Origin of the sequence: Phenylobacterium sp. SCN 70-31 (assembly GCF_001724605.1) — a bacterium.
Classification (GTDB): Bacteria; Pseudomonadota; Alphaproteobacteria; order Caulobacterales; family Caulobacteraceae; genus Phenylobacterium.
In genome coordinates, this window is record NZ_MEEX01000003.1 from 179,102 (window position 1) to 197,383 (window position 18,282).

Here is an 18,282-nt window from a genome sequence, read left to right on the forward strand (position 1 = left end):
CCTGATGTCCGGCCCCGGCCTTCGCCCCGACACACTCGCCGTCCACGCCGGCTGGCGCGCGGACCCCACCACGGGCTCGGTGGCGGTGCCGATCCACCAGACCACATCCTACCAGTTCCAGGACACGCGGCACGCCGCGGCCCTCTTCGCCCTGGAGGAACTGGGCAACATCTACACCCGGATCATGAACCCCACGACCGACGTGCTGGAAAAGCGCATCGCCGCGCTCGAAGGCGGCGTCGGCGCCCTGGCGGTGGCCTCGGGCCAGGCGGCCTCGGCCTTCGCGATCCAGAACCTCGCCCGCGCCGGCGACAACGTGGTCAGCTCCACCGCGCTCTACGGCGGCACCTGGAACCTGTTCGCCAACACCCTGAAGGACCTGGGAATCGAGGTGCGCTTCGTCTCGCCCGACGATCCCGAGAACTTCCGCCGCGCCACCGACGACCGCACGCGCGCCTACTACGCCGAGACCCTGCCCAACCCCAAGCTGGACGTCTTCCCCATCGCCGAGGTCGCCGCCATCGGGCGTGAACTGGGCGTGCCGCTGATCATGGACAACACCGCCGCGCCCCTGCTGTGCCGGCCGCTGGACCACGGCGCGGCCATCGTCGTCTACTCGGCCACCAAGTACCTGGGCGGCCACGGCACCTCGATCGGCGGCCTGATCGTGGACGGCGGCAATTTCGACTGGGAGGCGCACGCCGCCCGCCAGCCGCTGCTCAACACGCCCGACCCCTCGTACCACGGCGCGGTCTGGACCCAGGCGGTGAAGCCGCTGGGGCCCATCGCCTACATCCTGCGCGCCAGGGTCATCCTGCTGCGCGACCTCGGCGCGGCGCTCTCGCCCTTCAACGCCTTCCAGATCCTCCAGGGCATGGAGACCGTCCACCTGCGCATGGAGCGCCACTGCGCCAACGCCGCCCGCGTCGCCGACTATCTGGCGAGCCACAAGCGGGTGACACGGGTGATCTACCCGACCCAGGCCGGCGCCGAGGCCCGCGCCCGCGCCGACCGCTATCTCAAGGGCGGATACGGCGGCCTCGTCGGCTTCGAGCTGGACGGCGGCGTCGAGGCGGGCCGCCGTTTCATCGACGCTCTCCAGCTCTTCTACCATGTCGCCAACATCGGCGACGCGCGCAGCCTGGCCATCCACCCGGCCTCGACCACCCACTCCCAGCTCACCGAGGCCGAGCAGGTCGCCACCGGCGTCTCGCCGGGCTACGTGCGCCTCTCCATCGGAATCGAGCACATCGACGACATCCTGGCCGACCTGGAGTCGGCGCTGGACGCGGCGGCCTGATCCCCTACGCGGCCTCCCGGGCGCGCAGCAGCTCGGTGTCGAGCAGCTGCACGTCCACGGGCTTGCGCACCCGTGGCCACTGCTCGTAGGCGGGATGGCTCTCGAGCTGCTCGTATCCCGTGCAGAAGACGAACGGCACCTGCTGCGCCCGCAGCCATTCGGCCAGCGGATAGACCAGGTCGCCGCTCAGGTTGACGTCCAGGACGGCGGCGTCGGGAAGCGGGCCGGCGGTCAGCAGGCGGTGCGCCTCCTCGATGCTGGCCGCGGGACCCAGGATGTCCCAACCGAGATTCGTGAGGTCCTGGGCGACGGCCATGGCCACCAGCGCCTCGTCCTCGACCACCAGCAGCCGCCCCCGGCGGGGTGACGCGCCCACGACGTCGTCGGCCGCCTCCGGACTGACCGAGCCGGCGCCGGACAGTTCGCTGCGATGGGCCGCCTGCGGCAGGATCGCGGTCAGGCGCATGCCCGTGGCCGGCCACTGGATGTCCAGTTCGCCGGCGAGCTGGCGGGTCGCCACCTCGCGCACCAGGGTCGAGCCGAAGCCGGGCGAACCGGGCGCCGCCACCGGCGGGCCGCCCTGCTCCTCCCAGACGAGTCCGAGCGCGCCGTCCCGGCGGAGGGTCCAGGCCACGCGAACGCGTCCGCCCTCCACCGACAGGGCGCCGTACTTCACCGCGTTGGTGGCGAGTTCGTGCACCAGGAGGCTGATCGGCTGCACCGCATTGGGGCGCAGGGCGACGCTGGGGCCCGTGATCTCCACATGGCCGTCGCGGCCGTAGCCGGCCATCTCGTCCATGACGATCTGGGCGAGGTCGCCGCCCTGCCAGCGGTTCTGGGCCAGCAGCGAATGGGCGCGACCCAGCGCCGAGATCCGACCGCGCACCGCCGTGACGAAAGCCTCCTTGCTGGCGGCCCTTGTGAGCGAGATCACCGCCTGCACGACCGCCAGCGCGTTCTTCGCCCGGTGATCCACCTCGCGCGCCAGCAGGTCCCGGGCCTCCTCGTTCGCTCGCCGCTCGGTGATGTCGCGCAGGATCACCGTCCCCAGCGTCGCGCCGCCGACCTTCACCTGCGAGATCGAGGCCTCGACCGGAAACTCCTCGCCGTTCGCCCTCAGCGCGCTGACGGCGCCCAGCGCGCCCATCCGGCGGTTGGTCATGCCGGCTTCCTTGAACCGGTCGATGTGCCGGCCGTGCCCCGCGCGGAACCGCTCGGGCACGAAGCGCTCGATGGGCGAGCCGATCGCATCCGACGCCGCCACGCCGAACATGCGTTCCGCCGCGGGATTGAACACCAGGATGTGCTGCCGCTCGTCCACGGTGATCAGGGCGTCCATCGCCGACTCGACGATGGCCTGCATGCGCCGCCGGCTTTCGAGCACGGCTTCCTCGGCGGCGCGACGCTCGGTGATGTCGCGCAGGATCACCGTGGCCAGGCGCTCGTCGCCGATCTGCGCCTGAGAGATCGAGGCCTCGATGGGAAACTCCTCGCCGCTGGCCCGAAGGCCGCTCACGGCGCCGAGGGATCCCATCTGCCGGTTGGTGTCGCCCGTTTCGATGAACCGCTGGATATGCTCGGCGTGCGCCGCATGGTGCCGCAGGGGGATGAACCGCGAGATGTGTTCGCCCAGGGCCTCGGACGACGGCAGGCCGAACATCCGCTCGGCGGCTGGATTGAACACCACCACCCGCTGCTGGTCGTTGACGGTGATGATCGCATCCATCGCCGAGGCAAGGATACCCTCCAGCCTCTGCATCGTCTCGAGCGCGCTTCGTTCCGACTGGAGCATATGGGAATGGCCCGGCATTCATCCCCCCGGCTGAAGACCCGACGCCATTATGAGGCGCGTTACGGCCGCACCACAACCTTTCGATGTCGATCGCTTGCGGATCGCCCGCGCCGATCAGGCCGCAGCCGAGGCCACCGGCGCCCCGTCGGCGTCGCGCCCCACCCAGGCTGTCAGGCAGGCGTGGAGCTTCTCGATGTTGATCGGCTTCGCCACGCTGTCGACCATGCCCGCCGCCTGCATTCGCGCCAGTTGCTCGGGCAGGACGTCCGCGCTCATGGCGATCACCGGCGTCCGGGCCACCGTCCCTTCCAGCTCGCGGATCGCGCGTGTGGCCGCCAGGCCGTCCATGCCCGGCATGTGCACGTCCATCAGGATGGCGTCGTAGCGGCCCACCCGCGCCATCTCCACCGCTTCGTGGCCGTCGCACGCGAGATCGACCGTGCAGCCCAGCATCGCCAGGACGGCCTGCCCCAGGTCGCGGTTCACCGGATGATCGTCCACCAGCAGGATATGCGCCGTCATCGCGCCCACGTCCGCCTCGGCCTGACCGCTCCGCGCCGGCCGCGTCGTCCGCGCCAACGGCGCTTCCATCCAGAATTCCGATCCCGCGCCGGGTATGGAGCGCACGCCCACCTCGCCGCCCATGACCTGCGCGAGGCCCTTGCAGATGGCCAGTCCCAGGCCTGTCCCGCCGTAGGTCCGGCCGATCGAGCCGTCCACCTGCCGGAAGCGATCGAACAGCACCGACTGCGCGTCCTCGGGGATACCCACGCCCGTGTCGACCACGGCGAAGCGGATCAGGTCCCGCTCGCCCGCCGGCGTCGCGGTCAGCGCCAGGGTGACCTGTCCCGCGTCGGTGAACTTCACCGCATTGTTGAGGAAGTTCAGCAGGACCTGGCACAGACGATGGTCGTCGCACACGTAGGCCTCGGCCAGATCGCCGGCCACCGTCATCTCCAGGGCCAGCCCCTTGCGCTCCGCCGCCTCCTCCACGATCGCCAGGGCGTCGCGGCATACGTCCATGAGGTCGACGGGCTTGGGGTCCAGTTCGAGGCGTCCGGCCTCGACCTTCGAGAAGTCCAGGATATCGTTCACGACGGTGAGCAGGGCGTCGCCCGACCGCCGGATGACTCCGATCTGCCGCCTCGCCACCTCGGGCAGGTCGGTCCGCTCCAGCACCTGGGCGAAACCGATGATCGAGTTCAGCGGGGTGCGGATTTCGTGGCTCATGGTCGCCAGGAACTCGGTCTTGGCCACCGATGCGGCCTGGGCGCGGTCGCGCGCCCGCCGGTCGCTGCGGGCGCGACTGGCGAGAAGCGCCCGCAGACGCTGCTGGTGCGTGGCGGTCAGGGCGGTGACGATGCCCGTGGCGAAGATCATCGCCAGATAGACCTGCATCACCGTGATCTGCTCGCTCAGGCTCATCTGGCCCGCGAGGATGGGCGAGCGCCCGATCGTCAGCCCCACCGACAGCATGGCCGCGCAGATCAGCACCATGGCCAGGATCACCGCCCTCGGTCCCATGCGCAGCCCCAGCAGCGTCACGGCGGGGAACAGGCTGAGAAGGGCCAGGGGCGCAGCCGGCGTCGCCAGCAGGGCGGCCAGCCCGGTCACCAGCACGCCGCCGGCCACGGCCTCCCACAGTGGCCTCGCTGCGGCCATGGGCGCGACGCGGTGGCCCAGCAGCAGGATCGCCGGCAACACCAGCGACATGCCCAGGAACTTGGCCGCCAGCCGGTTCAGGACCATCGCCGTCGGAAATTCGCCGTACAGGACATGGGCGACGAGCCCGACGATCCCGGACCCCACGATCAGAACCGGCAGGAGCGCCAGGAAGATCAGGCGCGCGAAGCGGCCGGGCGTGGTCAGGCGCACCGCATTCAGGTGCCGCGCCAGATGGGTGACGATGATGGCTTCGAAGAAGTTCAGCAGCGAATAGGCCACCGCATCGAACAAGGTGTGGCGGAAGGCGAGGATGATCGCCACCTGGATCGTGAAGCCTGCGGCGAGACACACGGGAGTCCAGCGCCGCGGCAGCAGCAGGATGGCGCCGATGACGAAGGCGTTGGCGGTCCAGATCGCATCGACGCCGCCGGCCTCCACCCGCATGACGTTGGTCAGCCAGAGGTTCAGCGCGTAGCCGCCGCAAAGCAGGGCCGCGACAAGGGCCTGGCTCGAACGCCGCTCCATCTCCGACACCTGAACGTCCTCGACGCGCCTCTGGCGGGCACCCGTCAGACGCTAGCGCGCCGCCCGCGAAGGAAACCTTAAGGTGATCCGGGCGGCTGTGCAGCCCGTGTGGTCCTCGGGCGCACGCCGCCGCTTCAGGCCGCGCGAAGATCGCCGGCCAGCGCCGCCTGAAGCGTATCGAAGAGCTGGGCCGGCGAGACCGGCTTGGCCAGGTGCCGGTCGGCGCCCGCCTCGCGGCTGGCCTCGATGTGCTCGGGCAGCGCGTTGGCGCTGAGCATGATGATGGGGGTGGGGCGGGCGCCGGACTCGCGCTCGAACTCGCGGATCATGCGGGTGGCGGTGAGACCGTCCATGATCGGCATCTGGATGTCCATCAGCACCGCGCTGAACCGTTCCCGCGCGAAGGCCTCGCAGGCCGCCTGCCCGTCCTCGGCCTCCACCGTCTCGGCGCTGATCGTGTCGAGCAGCGCGCTCACCAGCGTCCGGTTCACCGGATGGTCGTCCACCACCAGGATGCGCGCCGCCTCGTCGTCCGAGGCGGTGACCGTGCGCAGGGCCGGCGCGGCGCGCGGCGGCGCGGCGCGTTGCAGCGGCATGGAGACGGTGAAGATCGAGCCCGCGCCGGGGCGACTCTCCAGCGAGACCTCGCCGCCCATGAGCTCCACCAGGCGGCGGACAACGGCCAGGCCCAGGCCCAGGCCGCCGGTCGTGCGGGTGGCCGAGCCGTCGGCCTGCTCGAAGCTCTCGAAGATGCGCACGCGCAACGCCTCGGCGATCCCGACGCCGGTATCGGCCACCGAAAGACGGACCTGCCCCGCCGCCGGCGCATCGACCGAGACGACCACGCGGCCCGTCTGCGTGAACTTCAGCGCGTTCTGCACGAGGTTGGCCAGCACCTGCTTGACCGCGCCCCGGTCGCCCCTCACCCAGCCCTGGACCGCCGGATCGACCTCGACGCGGAAATCCAGGCCCTTGCGCGCGAACCTCAGCTCGAACAGCCGCGCCACCTCCCGGACGGCGTCGGCCAGGTTGAAGGCCGTCACCTCCAGCTTCGCCGTCTCGGATTGCAGCCGGGCGAAGTCCAGCACGTCGTGCAGCACGCCTTCCAGGTCGGCGCTCGAGGCCTGGAGCATGGCCGTCAGCCGGGCCTGCTCGGGCGACTGGGCGGTCGCCTCCAGCAGCGCCAGCCCGCCCACCACGCCGTTGAGCGGCGTGCGGATCTCATGGCTCATGTTGGTGAGGAAATCGCTCTTGGCGCGGCTCGCCGCCTCGGCGCGCGCCAGCGCATCGGCCAGGGCCCGGCGCAGGCGCAGGTTCTCCAGCGCGCCGGCCGTGGCGCGGGCCACGGCGTCCAGCGCCGCCAGTTCCTCGCCCGTCGGGTCGCGCACGTCGCGCCAATAGGCCCCGATGCACGCCAGCGGGTCCGGGCGGCCCACGGGTGTCATGACGCAGCTCTTCACGAACGTGGGCGCGTAGAGTTCGTGCGGGATCCGGGGGTCGGCGAAGACGTCGGGGATCACCACGCGCTGACGGTGCGCGATCGCCCACCCCGAGATGCAGGCGTCCATCGGGAAGACGCCGCCCTTCCAGAGCGGTCCCACCGCGTCCTCGTCCACATATCGCACCCGGTCGCCGTCCCTCAGGACGACCGCCACGCCGTCGGCGCCCGAGAGGCTCCGCGCCGCCGTGCGCACCACGGCCGCCACCTCGAGGGCGTCCTCGACGCCGGCCAGCCGCTCCACGGCCTGCGCCAGCGTCAGGACGGGTTCTTGCGCCATGCCCGTTCGTCTCCTTGCCGGGGACCCGCCGGGTCCGCGGAAAGCGTCTCGCCGAATGGTTTAGATTTTCAGAACCGACATCCACGGCTGTGAATGCGCGCGAGCTTCGGACTCCGGAGGCGGAGACCCGCGCACAGGCTCACGCCGCCACGGGCGGCGGCTCGCCGGCGGCGATGGCGCGTTCCAGCTTCGTGGTCTCCGCCGCCTCGGCGCGCAGGCTCAGCGCCCAGAGCGCCACCAGGGCCACCACCGACGCGGCCAGCATGCTGATCACGCCGGCCTGGAGCGAGCCGCTGACCGCGGCGATCTTGCCGGACGCATACGGCCCGAGCGACAGACCGACCATCGTGCTCCCCACCAGGTAGACCGCGCTGATGGTCCCGTACATGCGGGGCAGCACGAAGTCCTGGTAGGTGGCGACCGCCGACCCGGTCCAGAGATTCGCCAGGAAGTAGACGCACGGGCTCAGCAGCACATACGTCCCGAAGTCCGGCGCCAGCACCATCGCCACGATGAAGGGAGCCGGCAGGACCGCGGCGAGCATGCAGGTGAAGATCCGGCCGCGGGGATCCCGCTCCTTCCACAGGTCCGAGAGACGGCCGCCCAGAATCACGCCGGCCGCCGCCGCCGCCGCGCCCGGCAGGCCGATGGCCACACCCGCCGTGCTGGCGCTCACATCGTAGGTCCGCATGGCGAACGGCGCGCCCCAGAAGCTGATCACATAGGTTATGACGGCGAGGCAGCCGAAGCCCAGCACCGCCAGCGGCACCACCGGCGACCCCAGGATCAGCTTATGCGTCGGGGGGTCGGTGAAGCGGAGCGACTGGGTCCACGAGAACAGGGCGTAGAAGCCCACGGCGTAGGCGATCCATTGTCCCGCGTCGCCGGTGAGCCGGATCAGGCCGAACGCGATGGCGACGATGACGGCCAGCCCGATCAGATTGCGGCGCAGCGCCCCCGGGAACCTCGAGACGCTCCACAGCGTGAACGGCGGCAGAATGGTCATCACATCGGCGAGGAACATCCGCCACGCGCCCGGGCGCACCACGGGCTCGATCACCCCGGCGTCCGTCCTGCGGACGGGCTCGCGCAGGGTCATGACCCAGAGCGCCACGAGGAGTCCCGGCAGGCCCACCGCCAGGAACGTGACCTGCCAGCCCTGTAGCCCGAGCGGCGCGCCACCGCCCGCGAAGGCGGTGTTCCAGTTGTCCGAGATCAGTCCGCCGATCGGCAGGCTCAGCCCCATGCCCAGATAGACCCCGGACGTGTAGATCGATGCGGCCAGGGCGCGGCGGTTCTTGGGGAAATAGCCGGCCAGCATGGAGAACGCCGCGGGCGAGGCGCTGGCCTCGCCGATGCCGACCCCGATCCTCGCCGCCGCGAGCTGCGCATAGTTCGTGGCGAAGCCCGACAGCGCCGTCATGCCGGACCACAGCGCCAGCCCCATGGCCATGAGGTGACCACGGCGCCAGTTGTCCGCCAGGCGTCCGAGCGGCACGCCGAACACCGCGTAGAAGACGGCGAAGGCGGTGCCATAGAGGAAGCCGAGGTCGCCGTCCTCCAGGACAAGGGCGTCCTTGATGTCCTCGGCGAGGATCGAGAGGATCTGCCGGTCGATGAAGTTCAGGGTGTAGACCACCACCAGGACGCCCAGCGCGTACCAGGCGTAGGGTCCGCTCGTCCGTCGCGCCTGCGAGGCGTCGGCGGCGGTCCGGGCGTCTGCTTCCGACTGAGGGTTCATCGGGCTCTCGTGAGGTCTTGAGGCCTGGGACGCCGTCGCGGCCACGCGGGCGAGGGATCGGCGCAGGGAGAGGACCGGCGCGGGAGCCGCGCCGGCCGGAGGCTAGAAGGTCGTGCGGCCGCCCGAGGTGTCGAAGGTGGAGGCCGTGGTGAAGCTGCACTCCTCGCTGGCCATGAAGCAGACCATCGCGACGCTCTCCTCCACCAGACCGAGCCGGCCCATCGGGATGCGCGATCGCATGTACTCGACCTGGCTCGCGGGAAGCTGTTCCAGGATCGGGCTCGCGAAGGTGGCCGGCGTGAGCGCGTTCGCGATCACGCCCTTGCCCGCCATCTCCTTGCCCAGCGACTTCGTGAAGCCGATCACGCCCGCCTTGGACGCCGAATAGGCCGAGGCGTTGGGGTTGCCTTCCTTGCCGGCCACCGAGGCCACGTTCACGATCCGGCCGTAGCCGTTGGCGACCATGTGCGGCACCACGGCGCGGCAGCAGTAGAAGGTGCCGCTGAGGTTGATGTCGATGACCCGGCGCCAGCTGTCGACGGGAAAGTCGTGGACCGGGGCCGTCGCCCCCGTGATCCCGGCGCTGGCGATCAGGATATCCACCTTACCCAGCATCGCCGCGCTTTCCTCGGCGGCGCGGGCCACCTCCTGCGGGTCGGCCACATCGACGGCCATGACGCCCTTGGCGCCGACCTCGTGACCCGCCGCGGCCAGTGTGGCGACGTTGTTGTCCCACAGCACCACGGCGCCGCCCTCGGCGACGATACGCGCGGCGGCCGACTTGCCGAGCCCGGAGCCCCCGCCCGTGATGATCGCGCAACGCCCGCTGAAACGGTCCGCAAACGTGCTCATGAAGGGCGCCCGCCGGAGCTTCGCGGCAGCGCGCGCGCCCACGGGCGGAGTAGCCCGACAACTCCCCAGACCAATCGCGTCATCCCATCCCTCGGAACTCGAACCGCCCTGCGATCAACAACGCCGCAGATGCGATGCGCGCCCTTTTTGATTTATCACATTCTGGGATGCAAATGTTATTTATGAGACTTGATCGTCATTCCTCACTTTGAACGCGACGACCTCCCTTCTCCAAAGGGTCAGAATGACGACAATGTGGGAAAGGCGCGTTGGAGACAGCGGAGAGTTCGGGTTGGCGCGGCGATCGCCGGCCATCGTGCTCCCTTCCGTCGCGCGCGAGGCCTTGCCCCCTGCCTCGACCGGTTCGGAGAGCCGCCACGATCCGAAGGCGCGCCCGCTCGCCGGGCTCAGAGATATGCGGAACGCTTGGCAGGTTCGCCCGCGCGGCGGACGGACGGCGCACAAGGCCAAGGAAGCGCACCGGACGAGGGTCGGCGCGGGCCGGCCGCGGGCCGGCGAGCGCTCAGTCGCGGGTGCTGGCCGTGCGGCGCCGCTTGCCGCCTTCCGCGGCCGCCCCGTCGACCCCCGGATTGTAGCCCAGCTCGGAGCTGATCGCCTCGGAGGCGCGGCGGACCTCGAACGTCAGGCCGTGCATCCGCATGTCGTCCATGTACTGGGCGGCGCTGGACACGCTGATGGCGCCGACGATCCGGCCGGAGACGTCCCGAACCGGCGCGGCGACGCATCGGATGCGGTCTTCGTTCTCCTCGAGGTCGAAGGCGTAGCCGTTCTTGGCGTACTCCCGCATCCGGCGCAGCCAGAGCTGGAGATCCACGTCGTAGCCCCGCCCCTGGCGCGCCTCCAGGTCGTAGTACTCCCGCCACTGCGCCTCGGAGGCGTCGAGGATCAGCGCCTTGCCCAGGCCCGTGGACCGGAGCGGCTGCCGCTCGCCGATGCGGGAGCTGATCTCGACCCGTCGGTTGCCGGAGATCTTGTCCAGATAGAGCGCCTGCCCGTCTTCCAGGACACCCAGATGCACCGTATCGCCCGTGCGGGCCGCCAGTTGCTCCAGGTGCTCGCGGGCGACGCGTGGCAGGCTGGTCTGGCGCGCGGTCAGATAGCCGAGCTCGAGGATGCGGGGGCCCAGCGAATAGCCCATGCCCCGTACGAAGTTCAGGTAGCGGTGCTCGACCAGGGTGCCGGCCAGGCGATGGGCCGTGCTGCGGGTCAGGCCGATGCTCTCGGCGAGTTCGGGCAGGCCGAGCGGACGCAGCGAAACCGCGTCGATGATCTCGAGGCCCCGTACCAGCGTCTGGGTTCCGGCGAGGCTGCGCCCCTTCTCCTCACCGCCCTCGGGGAGCCCATCCGCCGACTTCGTCTTCGACACCCGCGCCACGGCTCAACACCATCCGAAATCCGGCCGCGGGGTCCCGGCGGAATCTCGTGACGCCCCCATCGGGTTCGCACCGCTCCGCCGCGTCGCGGCTCCCATAATCCCAAATCATGAGATAAACCCTGCCGATCTCAAGTCAAGGCGCATCGCCGCCTGGCGCCGACCTGAGCGTGCAAAACGAAGCGCGCACCCCCTACTCCGACCTGCTCCGAAGCGCAGTGCGAGACACGCGGCGCGCCCTCGCAGCCGCAACGGCAAAGCGTCAGGTATTCCTACATATCAAGTAAAACACCTGAATGTGGGAGTTTAGGCGCGCAGATAGGGCTGCAGGTAGACGTCCAGGACGCGCCGGATTTCGTCGGGATTCACCACGGGCGGCTTTCGGGCGCCCGAGCCGGGGGCGTCCGGCGCGACGCGCTTGGTGACCTCCGGCTTCAGCACCCCGCGCGCGACCAGCACATTGATGTCGCTCTGCCCGAAGATCGAAGACGCCGCCTGGATTCGTCCGAACAGGTCGAAGGCCTCTCTCCGGCGTCCGCTGTGGAAGAGATCATAGGTCGTGGCGAACAGGTCCGACAGCGACACGAACGGGCAGTGCCCCCCGAAGCCGCGCTCCATCTCGGTCATCATGGTGGCGACGCCGAAGCCGGAGAACGACCGCAATCCGCCCCCCGTCCGCCGGTTGATCTCGAGCACGCGCTCCAGCGGATCGCCCGTCTCGTCCTTCACATAGCGGAAGGTCGGAATGGTCTCGTACATCTCCACGAGGAGATCGACGCTGAACGGGCCGACGGCCTGACCGAACATCGGCAGCTTGGTCACCTGGCCGATGCGCCGATAGTACTGCAGCAGGTCCTTCGGCGAACTCACGTTGGGGGGCGGGATGCAGATCACCGCATCGGCGCCGATCTTCTCCGCGTGACGCGCATAGCGCTCGGTCTCGGCGAAGTCGGCCTCGCGGCTCTGCACGCCGACCACGATCGCCGGTCCGCCCTGCCGGGCGGCGTCGACCATCACCTCGGCGCCCTTCAGGCGTTCCGGCTCGCTCAGCGTCGTCCAGCCGCTGGCCAGCTGGGGCCACGCGAAGCCCGGAACGCCGCCGCGGCCGCAGAACCTCACCTGCGAAGCCAACCCGTCGTAGTCCAGCCGGCCGTTGGGCAGATCCGTGGTGAAGCCGATGGGGAAGACCCCTCCGAACGGGCCGGTTCGGGCGGAGGCCGGGACCGGGGCCGAAACCGCCACGGACGGCGCCAGCGCGGCGACGGCCAGACTCCCCGCTCCCTTCAGGAGGGCGCGGCGGGAAGATACCGGGGCCATGCTCATCAGTTCACCTCTTCCAACTGCGCGAAACATCCCGCCTAGAGCAGGTCTGCGCCGGGCGGAAGCGCCGGTTCGACGCGACCCCACCCGGAATTCGAGGCCCGGAGCCCGCGCTCGTAAGGGAGAACGGCGCTCACCGTGGTCGAGGAACGCCGCTCGAGGAACGCGCGCCGGCGCCTGACCCCGGAGCTGGACCCGGAGCGACGGTCCTCGTCGCCCCGGGTCCCGGTGTCACCACTTCTTCTGGAGACCCAGCCAGACCGTGCGGCCGAGCGGCGTCGCAGCCAGGCTGTAGCCGCCGCTGATCAGCGCGACCGGCGGCCGCTCGTTCAAGGCGTTGTCCACATTGATCGACACCGAGGTTCCCCCCAGCAGTCCGTCGTCGGGCAGGTCGTAGGCGCCGTTCACGTCCAGAGTGATGAACGGCTTGACCCGCTGGACCGCCGCCCCGCCGGCGCCGCTGGCGTACGACTGGTCGAAGCGACCCGTGTAGTTCAGCGCCGCGCCCGCCGCGAACGGGCCGTTCGTCCAGGCGACGTTTCCGCGGACACGCGTCCGGACGATCTGCCGTTGCGGCACGAAGGGAGAGCCGACGCCGGTCTGCAGGTCGAAGTTCAGGATGCGGTTCCCGGCGACGCCCGCGGCCCACGATCCGTAGTCCGTGTTCCACCGGTAGCTGACGTCGAAGTCGATGCCATCCGTGTTCGTGGCGCCGAGGTTCTGGCGGCGACGATCGAGGATCTGGCCCACCGTCGAGGGGATGGGCGTGGTGGTGTTCAGCACCAGCCGGCCCGGGATGATCAGCGCGTCCAGCTGCGCCCGCGTCGGGTTAAGCGTGACGAACGACCGGAAGGCCGGGTTGGTGAAGATGTCCGTGGTTCCGGGCGCCAGCCCGACCTGATCCTTGTACTTGATGTTGTAGTAGGTGACTGACGCTCGAAGTCCCGGGATCCACGAGGGCGTGAAGTCCGCGCCGATCGAATAGGTCTCGGCTTTCTCGGGACGCAGGTTCGGAGCGCCCCCGGCCAGGACGATCGTGTCGGTGGGCGCACTCCCGGGAGGCACCACCGCGAAGCGCGCGATGAAGTTGGCGCGATTGTCCACCGCGTACACGTCGCCCACGTCGGGCGCGTGATAGGACTTGCCGTAGCTCCCGCGGAGCACCAGGTCCTCGACGGGCGCCCAGGTGAGGCCGAACTTGGGGTTCACCGTCGAGCCGAAGTCGCTGTAGTCGTCGTAACGCACGGCGGCCGACAAGTTCACGGCTTGGGCCAGCGGCATGGCGTTGTCCGGCCCCACCAGGGGAACGAACGTTTCCGCGAACAGGGCCTTGGTGTCGCGCACCGCCGACGAGGCGTTGAAGTTGCCGTTCGTCCCGCGCGGGCCCTGGGTCGCCAGGGCGTCGTACTTGTGGCGACGGAAGGCCGCGCCCACCGCCAGCTTCACCTCACCGCCCGGAAGGGCCCAGAGCGCGCCGTCCGCCTTGATCTGATAGTCGTACAGCTTCTGGGTGGCGGCGAAGACGTTCTCGAAGTCCGAAATGCGCGCGCGCAGGTTCGCGTCGGTCCGGCCGCCGAAGGGATCCAGCGCGGTCAGCGTCGTCGTGCCCGCGGCCGCGGCCGCCAGCAGGGCGCTGTTGACGCCGTCGCCCACGCCGGCGCTGTCGCTCCAGCCGTAGTTGATCGAGGCGTTGAGCCGCCAGTCCTTCGGGAGCTTGTATTCGCCGCCGATGACGGCGTTGCCGGACTTGCCGAACGCGTGGTTCTGCTGCTGCCCGGTGATCGGCCGCAGGTTGAAGAGAACGGTCTCGGTCGTGGGCGCCCCACCCGAGAACGCCTGGAAGAACGGGTTCGTCGATGGGATCGCGAGCGAGGCGGCGGGCGCCGCGATGTTCGACGACAGATAGATCGCCGCATACCGCACGCTGCCGTGGAGGCTGAGCTTGTCCGTCACCTCGTGCCGGACGCTGCCGACGATCGAGGTCCGGCGGGTGTCGGGCAGGGTGTCGGCGAACTGGTTCGCGCTGCAACGCGCCGCGACGCCGGGCGCGTAGGTCGGCGGCGCATAGTTGACGCCGGAGATGACCACGTTGGGCGTGGGGCAGTTGGTGGGACGCAGGTCGATCCCCCCGAAGGCGCGCAGGTCCTCCGTATAGTATGGGAGGGCGCCGTTGGTCAGGCGGTCATGCTCGGCGTAGGCGACGACCAGCATCGCCGAGCCGCCGCTCCAGGTCCGGCCGAAGGCCTGGCTGAGGTCGATGGTGTCGTAGCCGTTCTGGGCCCGACCCACGCGGATCGAGGTTTCCGCGCCGTCGAGGTTGCGACGCGTGATGATGTTGATCACGCCCGCCACCGCGTCCGAGCCGTAGATCGCCGAAGCGCCGTCGGCGACCACCTCCACCCGCTCGATGGCGGCGGGCGGAATCGAGGAGGGATCCGGCGGCGTCTGCAGCGGGCTGTCGGCGGTGATGCGCTGCCCGTCCAGCAGGATGAGGGTCGCACCGACCGGCAGGCCCCGGAGGCCCGGCACGGTCGAGGGCCCGGTCAGGCCGCCCAGCGCCGGACGCGGCGCCGTGTTGAAGCTGTTGAGCTGCGGAGCCTTGGTCAGGAGGTCGGCCGTGGTCGGCGCCCCGATGGCCATGATGTCTTCGCGCTGGATCGAAACGAGGCCCGAGCCCGTGGGCTGCACGCCCCGGAGGCTGGTGCCGGTGACGATGACCTCTTCGACCGTTCCGTCGCTGGCCGTCTGGGCCACGGCCGGGGCCGCAAGCAGACTCCCGAGCGCCACGGACCCGAGCAGGCGGACGATCCGGCCGGCGACCCGCCGGCGATCCGCCTGAACATTGGCTCCACTATATGCACGCATTGTCGATTTTCCCCCTCGGCTCGCGCATCTCATTTCCAGGACACTTGGGCTCTCGATAGTGGAGCCCTGCCCCATGCGCAAGAAGAACTCGCATAATATGCGACATAATTCCACAAAATGGATTTATGTCGGTTTTCCCTGTGACGATTTCCGCTTGCTGGCCAAAAACGTGGACAGTCGCGGATAGGATGGGAACGGGCCGCGCCCCGCGACTCCGCATGAACTCCGGTCGCAGCGCCTCGCCGGACGCGGATTCCGGATTGCAGGATCTGTCACTGCCCGCTCCGCGGACACCTCAGGCGCCGTGCGGGCGGAGCTGGTGATCCGGCTTCACGAACAGCCAGAGCAGGCCGCCGAGGGCGCACACGCCGGCCGCCACCGAGAACGACGCCGTCCAGCCCAGGGCGTTGGCGATCACCGGCGTGAGCGAGGCCGTGACGACGCCTCCGATCTGGCTGCCCATGTTCATGACGCCCGACACCGTGCCGGCCGACGTGCGGCCGATGTCGGCGCTGATCGCCCAGAACGCGCTCTGCGCCATGTAGAGGGCCCCCGCCCCGCCCGCCAGCACCAGCGCCGCCAGCCGCGCGTCGGCCACCTGCGTGGCGCTCCACACGAAGCCGGCCGCGACCAGCATGGCGCCCCCCGCGAGCCAGCATCGGGCGACGCGCGGGCCGAACCGCGAAAGCAGGCGATCCGAGAGGGCCCCGCCCAGGAAGGACGCCACCGCCATGGCGATGAACGGCAGGGTCGCGTAGAGCGCGCTGGCCTTCAGATCCAGTCCCCGAACTTCGGACAGGTATTTGAAAAACCAAGTGAAGAATATGTACGCGACGTAGCCGTAGCAGAAATAGCAGAGCGTCAGCGTCGCCACGTGCCGATCCAGGAGGATACGGCTCCAGGGAATCAGCTCGACCTTGGACGGCTCGCTCCGGCCGGGCAGCCCCGCCTCGATGTAGGCCGCCTCCTCGGCGCGGACCCATTTGTGGTCCCGCGGACGCTCGCGCACGACGATCAGCCAGATCACCGCGGCGACAAGGCCGATCGCCGCGCTCACATAGAAGGCCTCGCGCCAGCTATGGCTGATCATGATGTAGGTGATCAGCGGGGGCGCGACGCCGCCGCCGACGCCCACGCCGGCGAAGATCAAGCCGTTCGCCCGCCCCCGTTCGTGCGACGGAATCCACGTGGCGACCAGTCGGTTGCTGGCGGGGAAGATCACGGACTCCCCCACCCCCAGCAGCAGCCTGAGGCCGAACAGAATGGCGAACGACGCGCTCGTGTCGACCGGCGCGAAGGGAAGCGCCGCGGTGAGCACGCTCCACCAGAGGATCGCGAAGGCGATGAGGCGGTAGGGCCCGAACCGGTCGGCGATGCGCCCGGCGATCGGCTGCATCAGCGCGTAGCCCAGCACGAACGCGCTGAACAGGCCGCCGAGTTGCACGTCCGAGATCCCGAACTCCGCCTGAACCGCGGAGGCCGCGATCGAGATGTTGTTGCGGTCCAGGTACGAGATGGCCGCGATGATGAAGACCCAGCCGATGATCAGCCATCGGACAAAGCCCCTGCGTCGGCCGGAAGGTCCGCCCCCAGTCTCCATCGCTTCCCCCTCTTATATTGTGGCGCCTTATGCCACTTGTTGCGAATTCATCCAATCCAGGACCGCCCACCCTCGCGCCGCGCGCCGGGGCCTCATGGCCCGCGGAAGCGGTCGTGGCAGGCCTTGCAGGACGCCGAGACCCCGGCCAGTTGCGCACGCACCGCACGGGCGTCTCCCGTAGCGGCGGCGCCCCGTAGCTTGCGTGAAGCTTCCCGCACCCCGCGGGCCGCATCCGAAAAGCCCTGTGGATCGCTCCAGATCTCCCGCCGCGCCTGGCTGTCCTTGCGGTCCCGCCCGGCCTCGGGGCCGGCGAACCATCCGGGAAGCTGGGCCGACAGGGCCGACAGTCGATCCGCCTCCGCCACCAGCAGGCGCCGATCCGGCTTCGGGCGCCGGGCCTCGTCGGATATGCGCTTCAGCGCCGCGCCCATCGCCTTGAACCCCTCCTTGCGCACCGCAACGGCGTCGGCTTGAGGGGCTTTCGCCCCCTGGGCTGCGGCGATGTCTCCGCAACCGACCAGCCCGCCCGCAAGCGCCACCCCCAACCACAATCCACGCATGATCTCACTCACTCCGCTCGGACCGGGCGGCGGGGCGCGGAGGCGGCTTGCGCCCCTGCGTCCGACCGCCGTCGCCGGCCTCCACGTCACGCCCATCCCCACCGGTCGCCGGCCGGGCCTCGGCCCATGACGCTGGCTCCAGCAGCCCGGCGGACATCCAGGCGCGCATGCGCTCGCCGATGCGTTCCGCGCCCTGGGCCAGTTCCGCCCGCACGTCCGCGCCTCGGATGTCCATGCTGCGCGACCAGTCGGTGAGCGACAGCGCCGCCAGAACCGCGCCATCCGCCCCTATGATCGGCGCCACCGCGCTCGAGACCTGCGACCGTCGTCCGGAGACGGGACGCGTCTCTTCCCGGCCGCCCGGCTCGGCGTCCGCGTCGGATCCGGGGCGCAGCAGGCGCGCCACCACCGCGACGCGGGGGTCCTCCGCATCGAGGCGGCGCCCGTCGCGTTCGGCGCCGCGGTCGGATACGGCCCTCGCGACGTGGACGATGACGCCGCCTTGAAGAACATCGACGCGCGCGGTGGCGTCGAACCTCTCGGCGAGTTCCTCCAGCACCGACCAGGCCGCTTCGGCCAGGAGGTCGGCGAACGGGACCTCATGGGAGAGCGCCGCGAGCCACAGGCTCGGCCGATAGCGGCCGCGCCGGTCGCGATGGACGGCGCCGACCGCTTCCAGAGTCTGTATCATGCGATAGCCCGAGGCTTCCGGCAGCCCCGCGCGCCGGCTCAGTTCGGCGCTGCCGAGCCGCCCGGCGACACCCTCGAACGCCTTGAGCAGGGCGAACGCCTTCTGCACCGACTTGATCCTGGGGGTCGCCACGGACGGCTCCTAACTCCGCCGGCGCAGAACCGCGCAGAGCCGGGGCGCGCGCCGACGGCCCGCGATCG

At 70.2% G+C, this 18,282-nt stretch carries 12 protein-coding genes; 1 reads left to right on the plus strand and 11 read right to left on the minus strand.

The window, feature by feature from the left end; genetic code table 11:
- Window positions 1–4 precede the first annotated feature (4 nt).
- Window positions 5–1,300 (plus strand): PLP-dependent transferase, encoded by a 1,296-nt coding sequence (locus tag ABS78_RS02105; RefSeq protein WP_293374390.1) that lies wholly within the window; start codon window positions 5–7, stop codon window positions 1,298–1,300.
- A 4-nt stretch (window positions 1,301–1,304) separates the two neighbouring features.
- On the opposite strand, the gene ABS78_RS02110 is transcribed toward ABS78_RS02105, so the two are convergent.
- The 11 genes from ABS78_RS02110 to ABS78_RS02160 form a co-directional block, all read right to left on the minus strand.
- The gene (locus ABS78_RS02110; RefSeq protein WP_293374392.1) at window positions 1,305–3,110 is read right to left on the minus strand and encodes a PAS domain S-box protein; all 1,806 of its coding nucleotides are present in this window, start codon (window positions 3,108–3,110) and stop codon (window positions 1,305–1,307) included.
- 96 nt (window positions 3,111–3,206) lie between these two features.
- Window positions 3,207–5,282, minus strand: a complete 2,076-nt coding sequence (locus ABS78_RS02115; protein WP_293374479.1) for an ATP-binding protein — start codon at window positions 5,280–5,282, stop codon at window positions 3,207–3,209.
- A gap of 134 nt (window positions 5,283–5,416) precedes the next feature.
- Window positions 5,417–7,060 (minus strand): ATP-binding protein, encoded by a 1,644-nt coding sequence (locus ABS78_RS02120; protein WP_293374394.1) that lies wholly within the window; start codon window positions 7,058–7,060, stop codon window positions 5,417–5,419.
- Between the two features lie 139 nt (window positions 7,061–7,199).
- Window positions 7,200–8,801, minus strand: coding sequence for an MFS transporter (locus tag ABS78_RS02125; RefSeq protein WP_293374396.1), 1,602 nt, complete (start codon window positions 8,799–8,801; stop codon window positions 7,200–7,202).
- A gap of 102 nt (window positions 8,802–8,903) precedes the next feature.
- A complete protein-coding gene (locus ABS78_RS02130; RefSeq protein WP_293374398.1) occupies window positions 8,904–9,653 on the minus strand; it encodes an SDR family NAD(P)-dependent oxidoreductase in 750 nt (249 codons plus the stop codon).
- Between the two features lie 523 nt (window positions 9,654–10,176).
- Window positions 10,177–11,040 (minus strand): IclR family transcriptional regulator, encoded by an 864-nt coding sequence (locus ABS78_RS02135; protein ID WP_293374400.1) that lies wholly within the window; start codon window positions 11,038–11,040, stop codon window positions 10,177–10,179.
- A 312-nt stretch (window positions 11,041–11,352) separates the two neighbouring features.
- A complete protein-coding gene (locus ABS78_RS02140; RefSeq protein ID WP_293374401.1) occupies window positions 11,353–12,369 on the minus strand; it encodes a dihydrodipicolinate synthase family protein in 1,017 nt (338 codons plus the stop codon).
- Between the two features lie 228 nt (window positions 12,370–12,597).
- Window positions 12,598–15,231 (minus strand): TonB-dependent receptor, encoded by a 2,634-nt coding sequence (locus ABS78_RS02145; protein ID WP_293374403.1) that lies wholly within the window; start codon window positions 15,229–15,231, stop codon window positions 12,598–12,600.
- 295 nt (window positions 15,232–15,526) lie between these two features.
- Window positions 15,527–16,831, minus strand: a complete 1,305-nt coding sequence (locus ABS78_RS02150) for an MFS transporter (RefSeq protein ID WP_293374405.1) — start codon at window positions 16,829–16,831, stop codon at window positions 15,527–15,529.
- Window positions 16,832–16,923: 92 nt separating this feature from the next.
- Window positions 16,924–17,391, minus strand: a complete 468-nt coding sequence (locus ABS78_RS02155) for a cytochrome c (protein ID WP_293374407.1) — start codon at window positions 17,389–17,391, stop codon at window positions 16,924–16,926.
- Between the two features lie 4 nt (window positions 17,392–17,395).
- Entirely contained in the window at window positions 17,396–18,214 is an 819-nt protein-coding gene (locus tag ABS78_RS02160; protein ID WP_293374409.1) for a helix-turn-helix domain-containing protein, read from the minus strand.
- Window positions 18,215–18,282 lie beyond the last annotated feature (68 nt).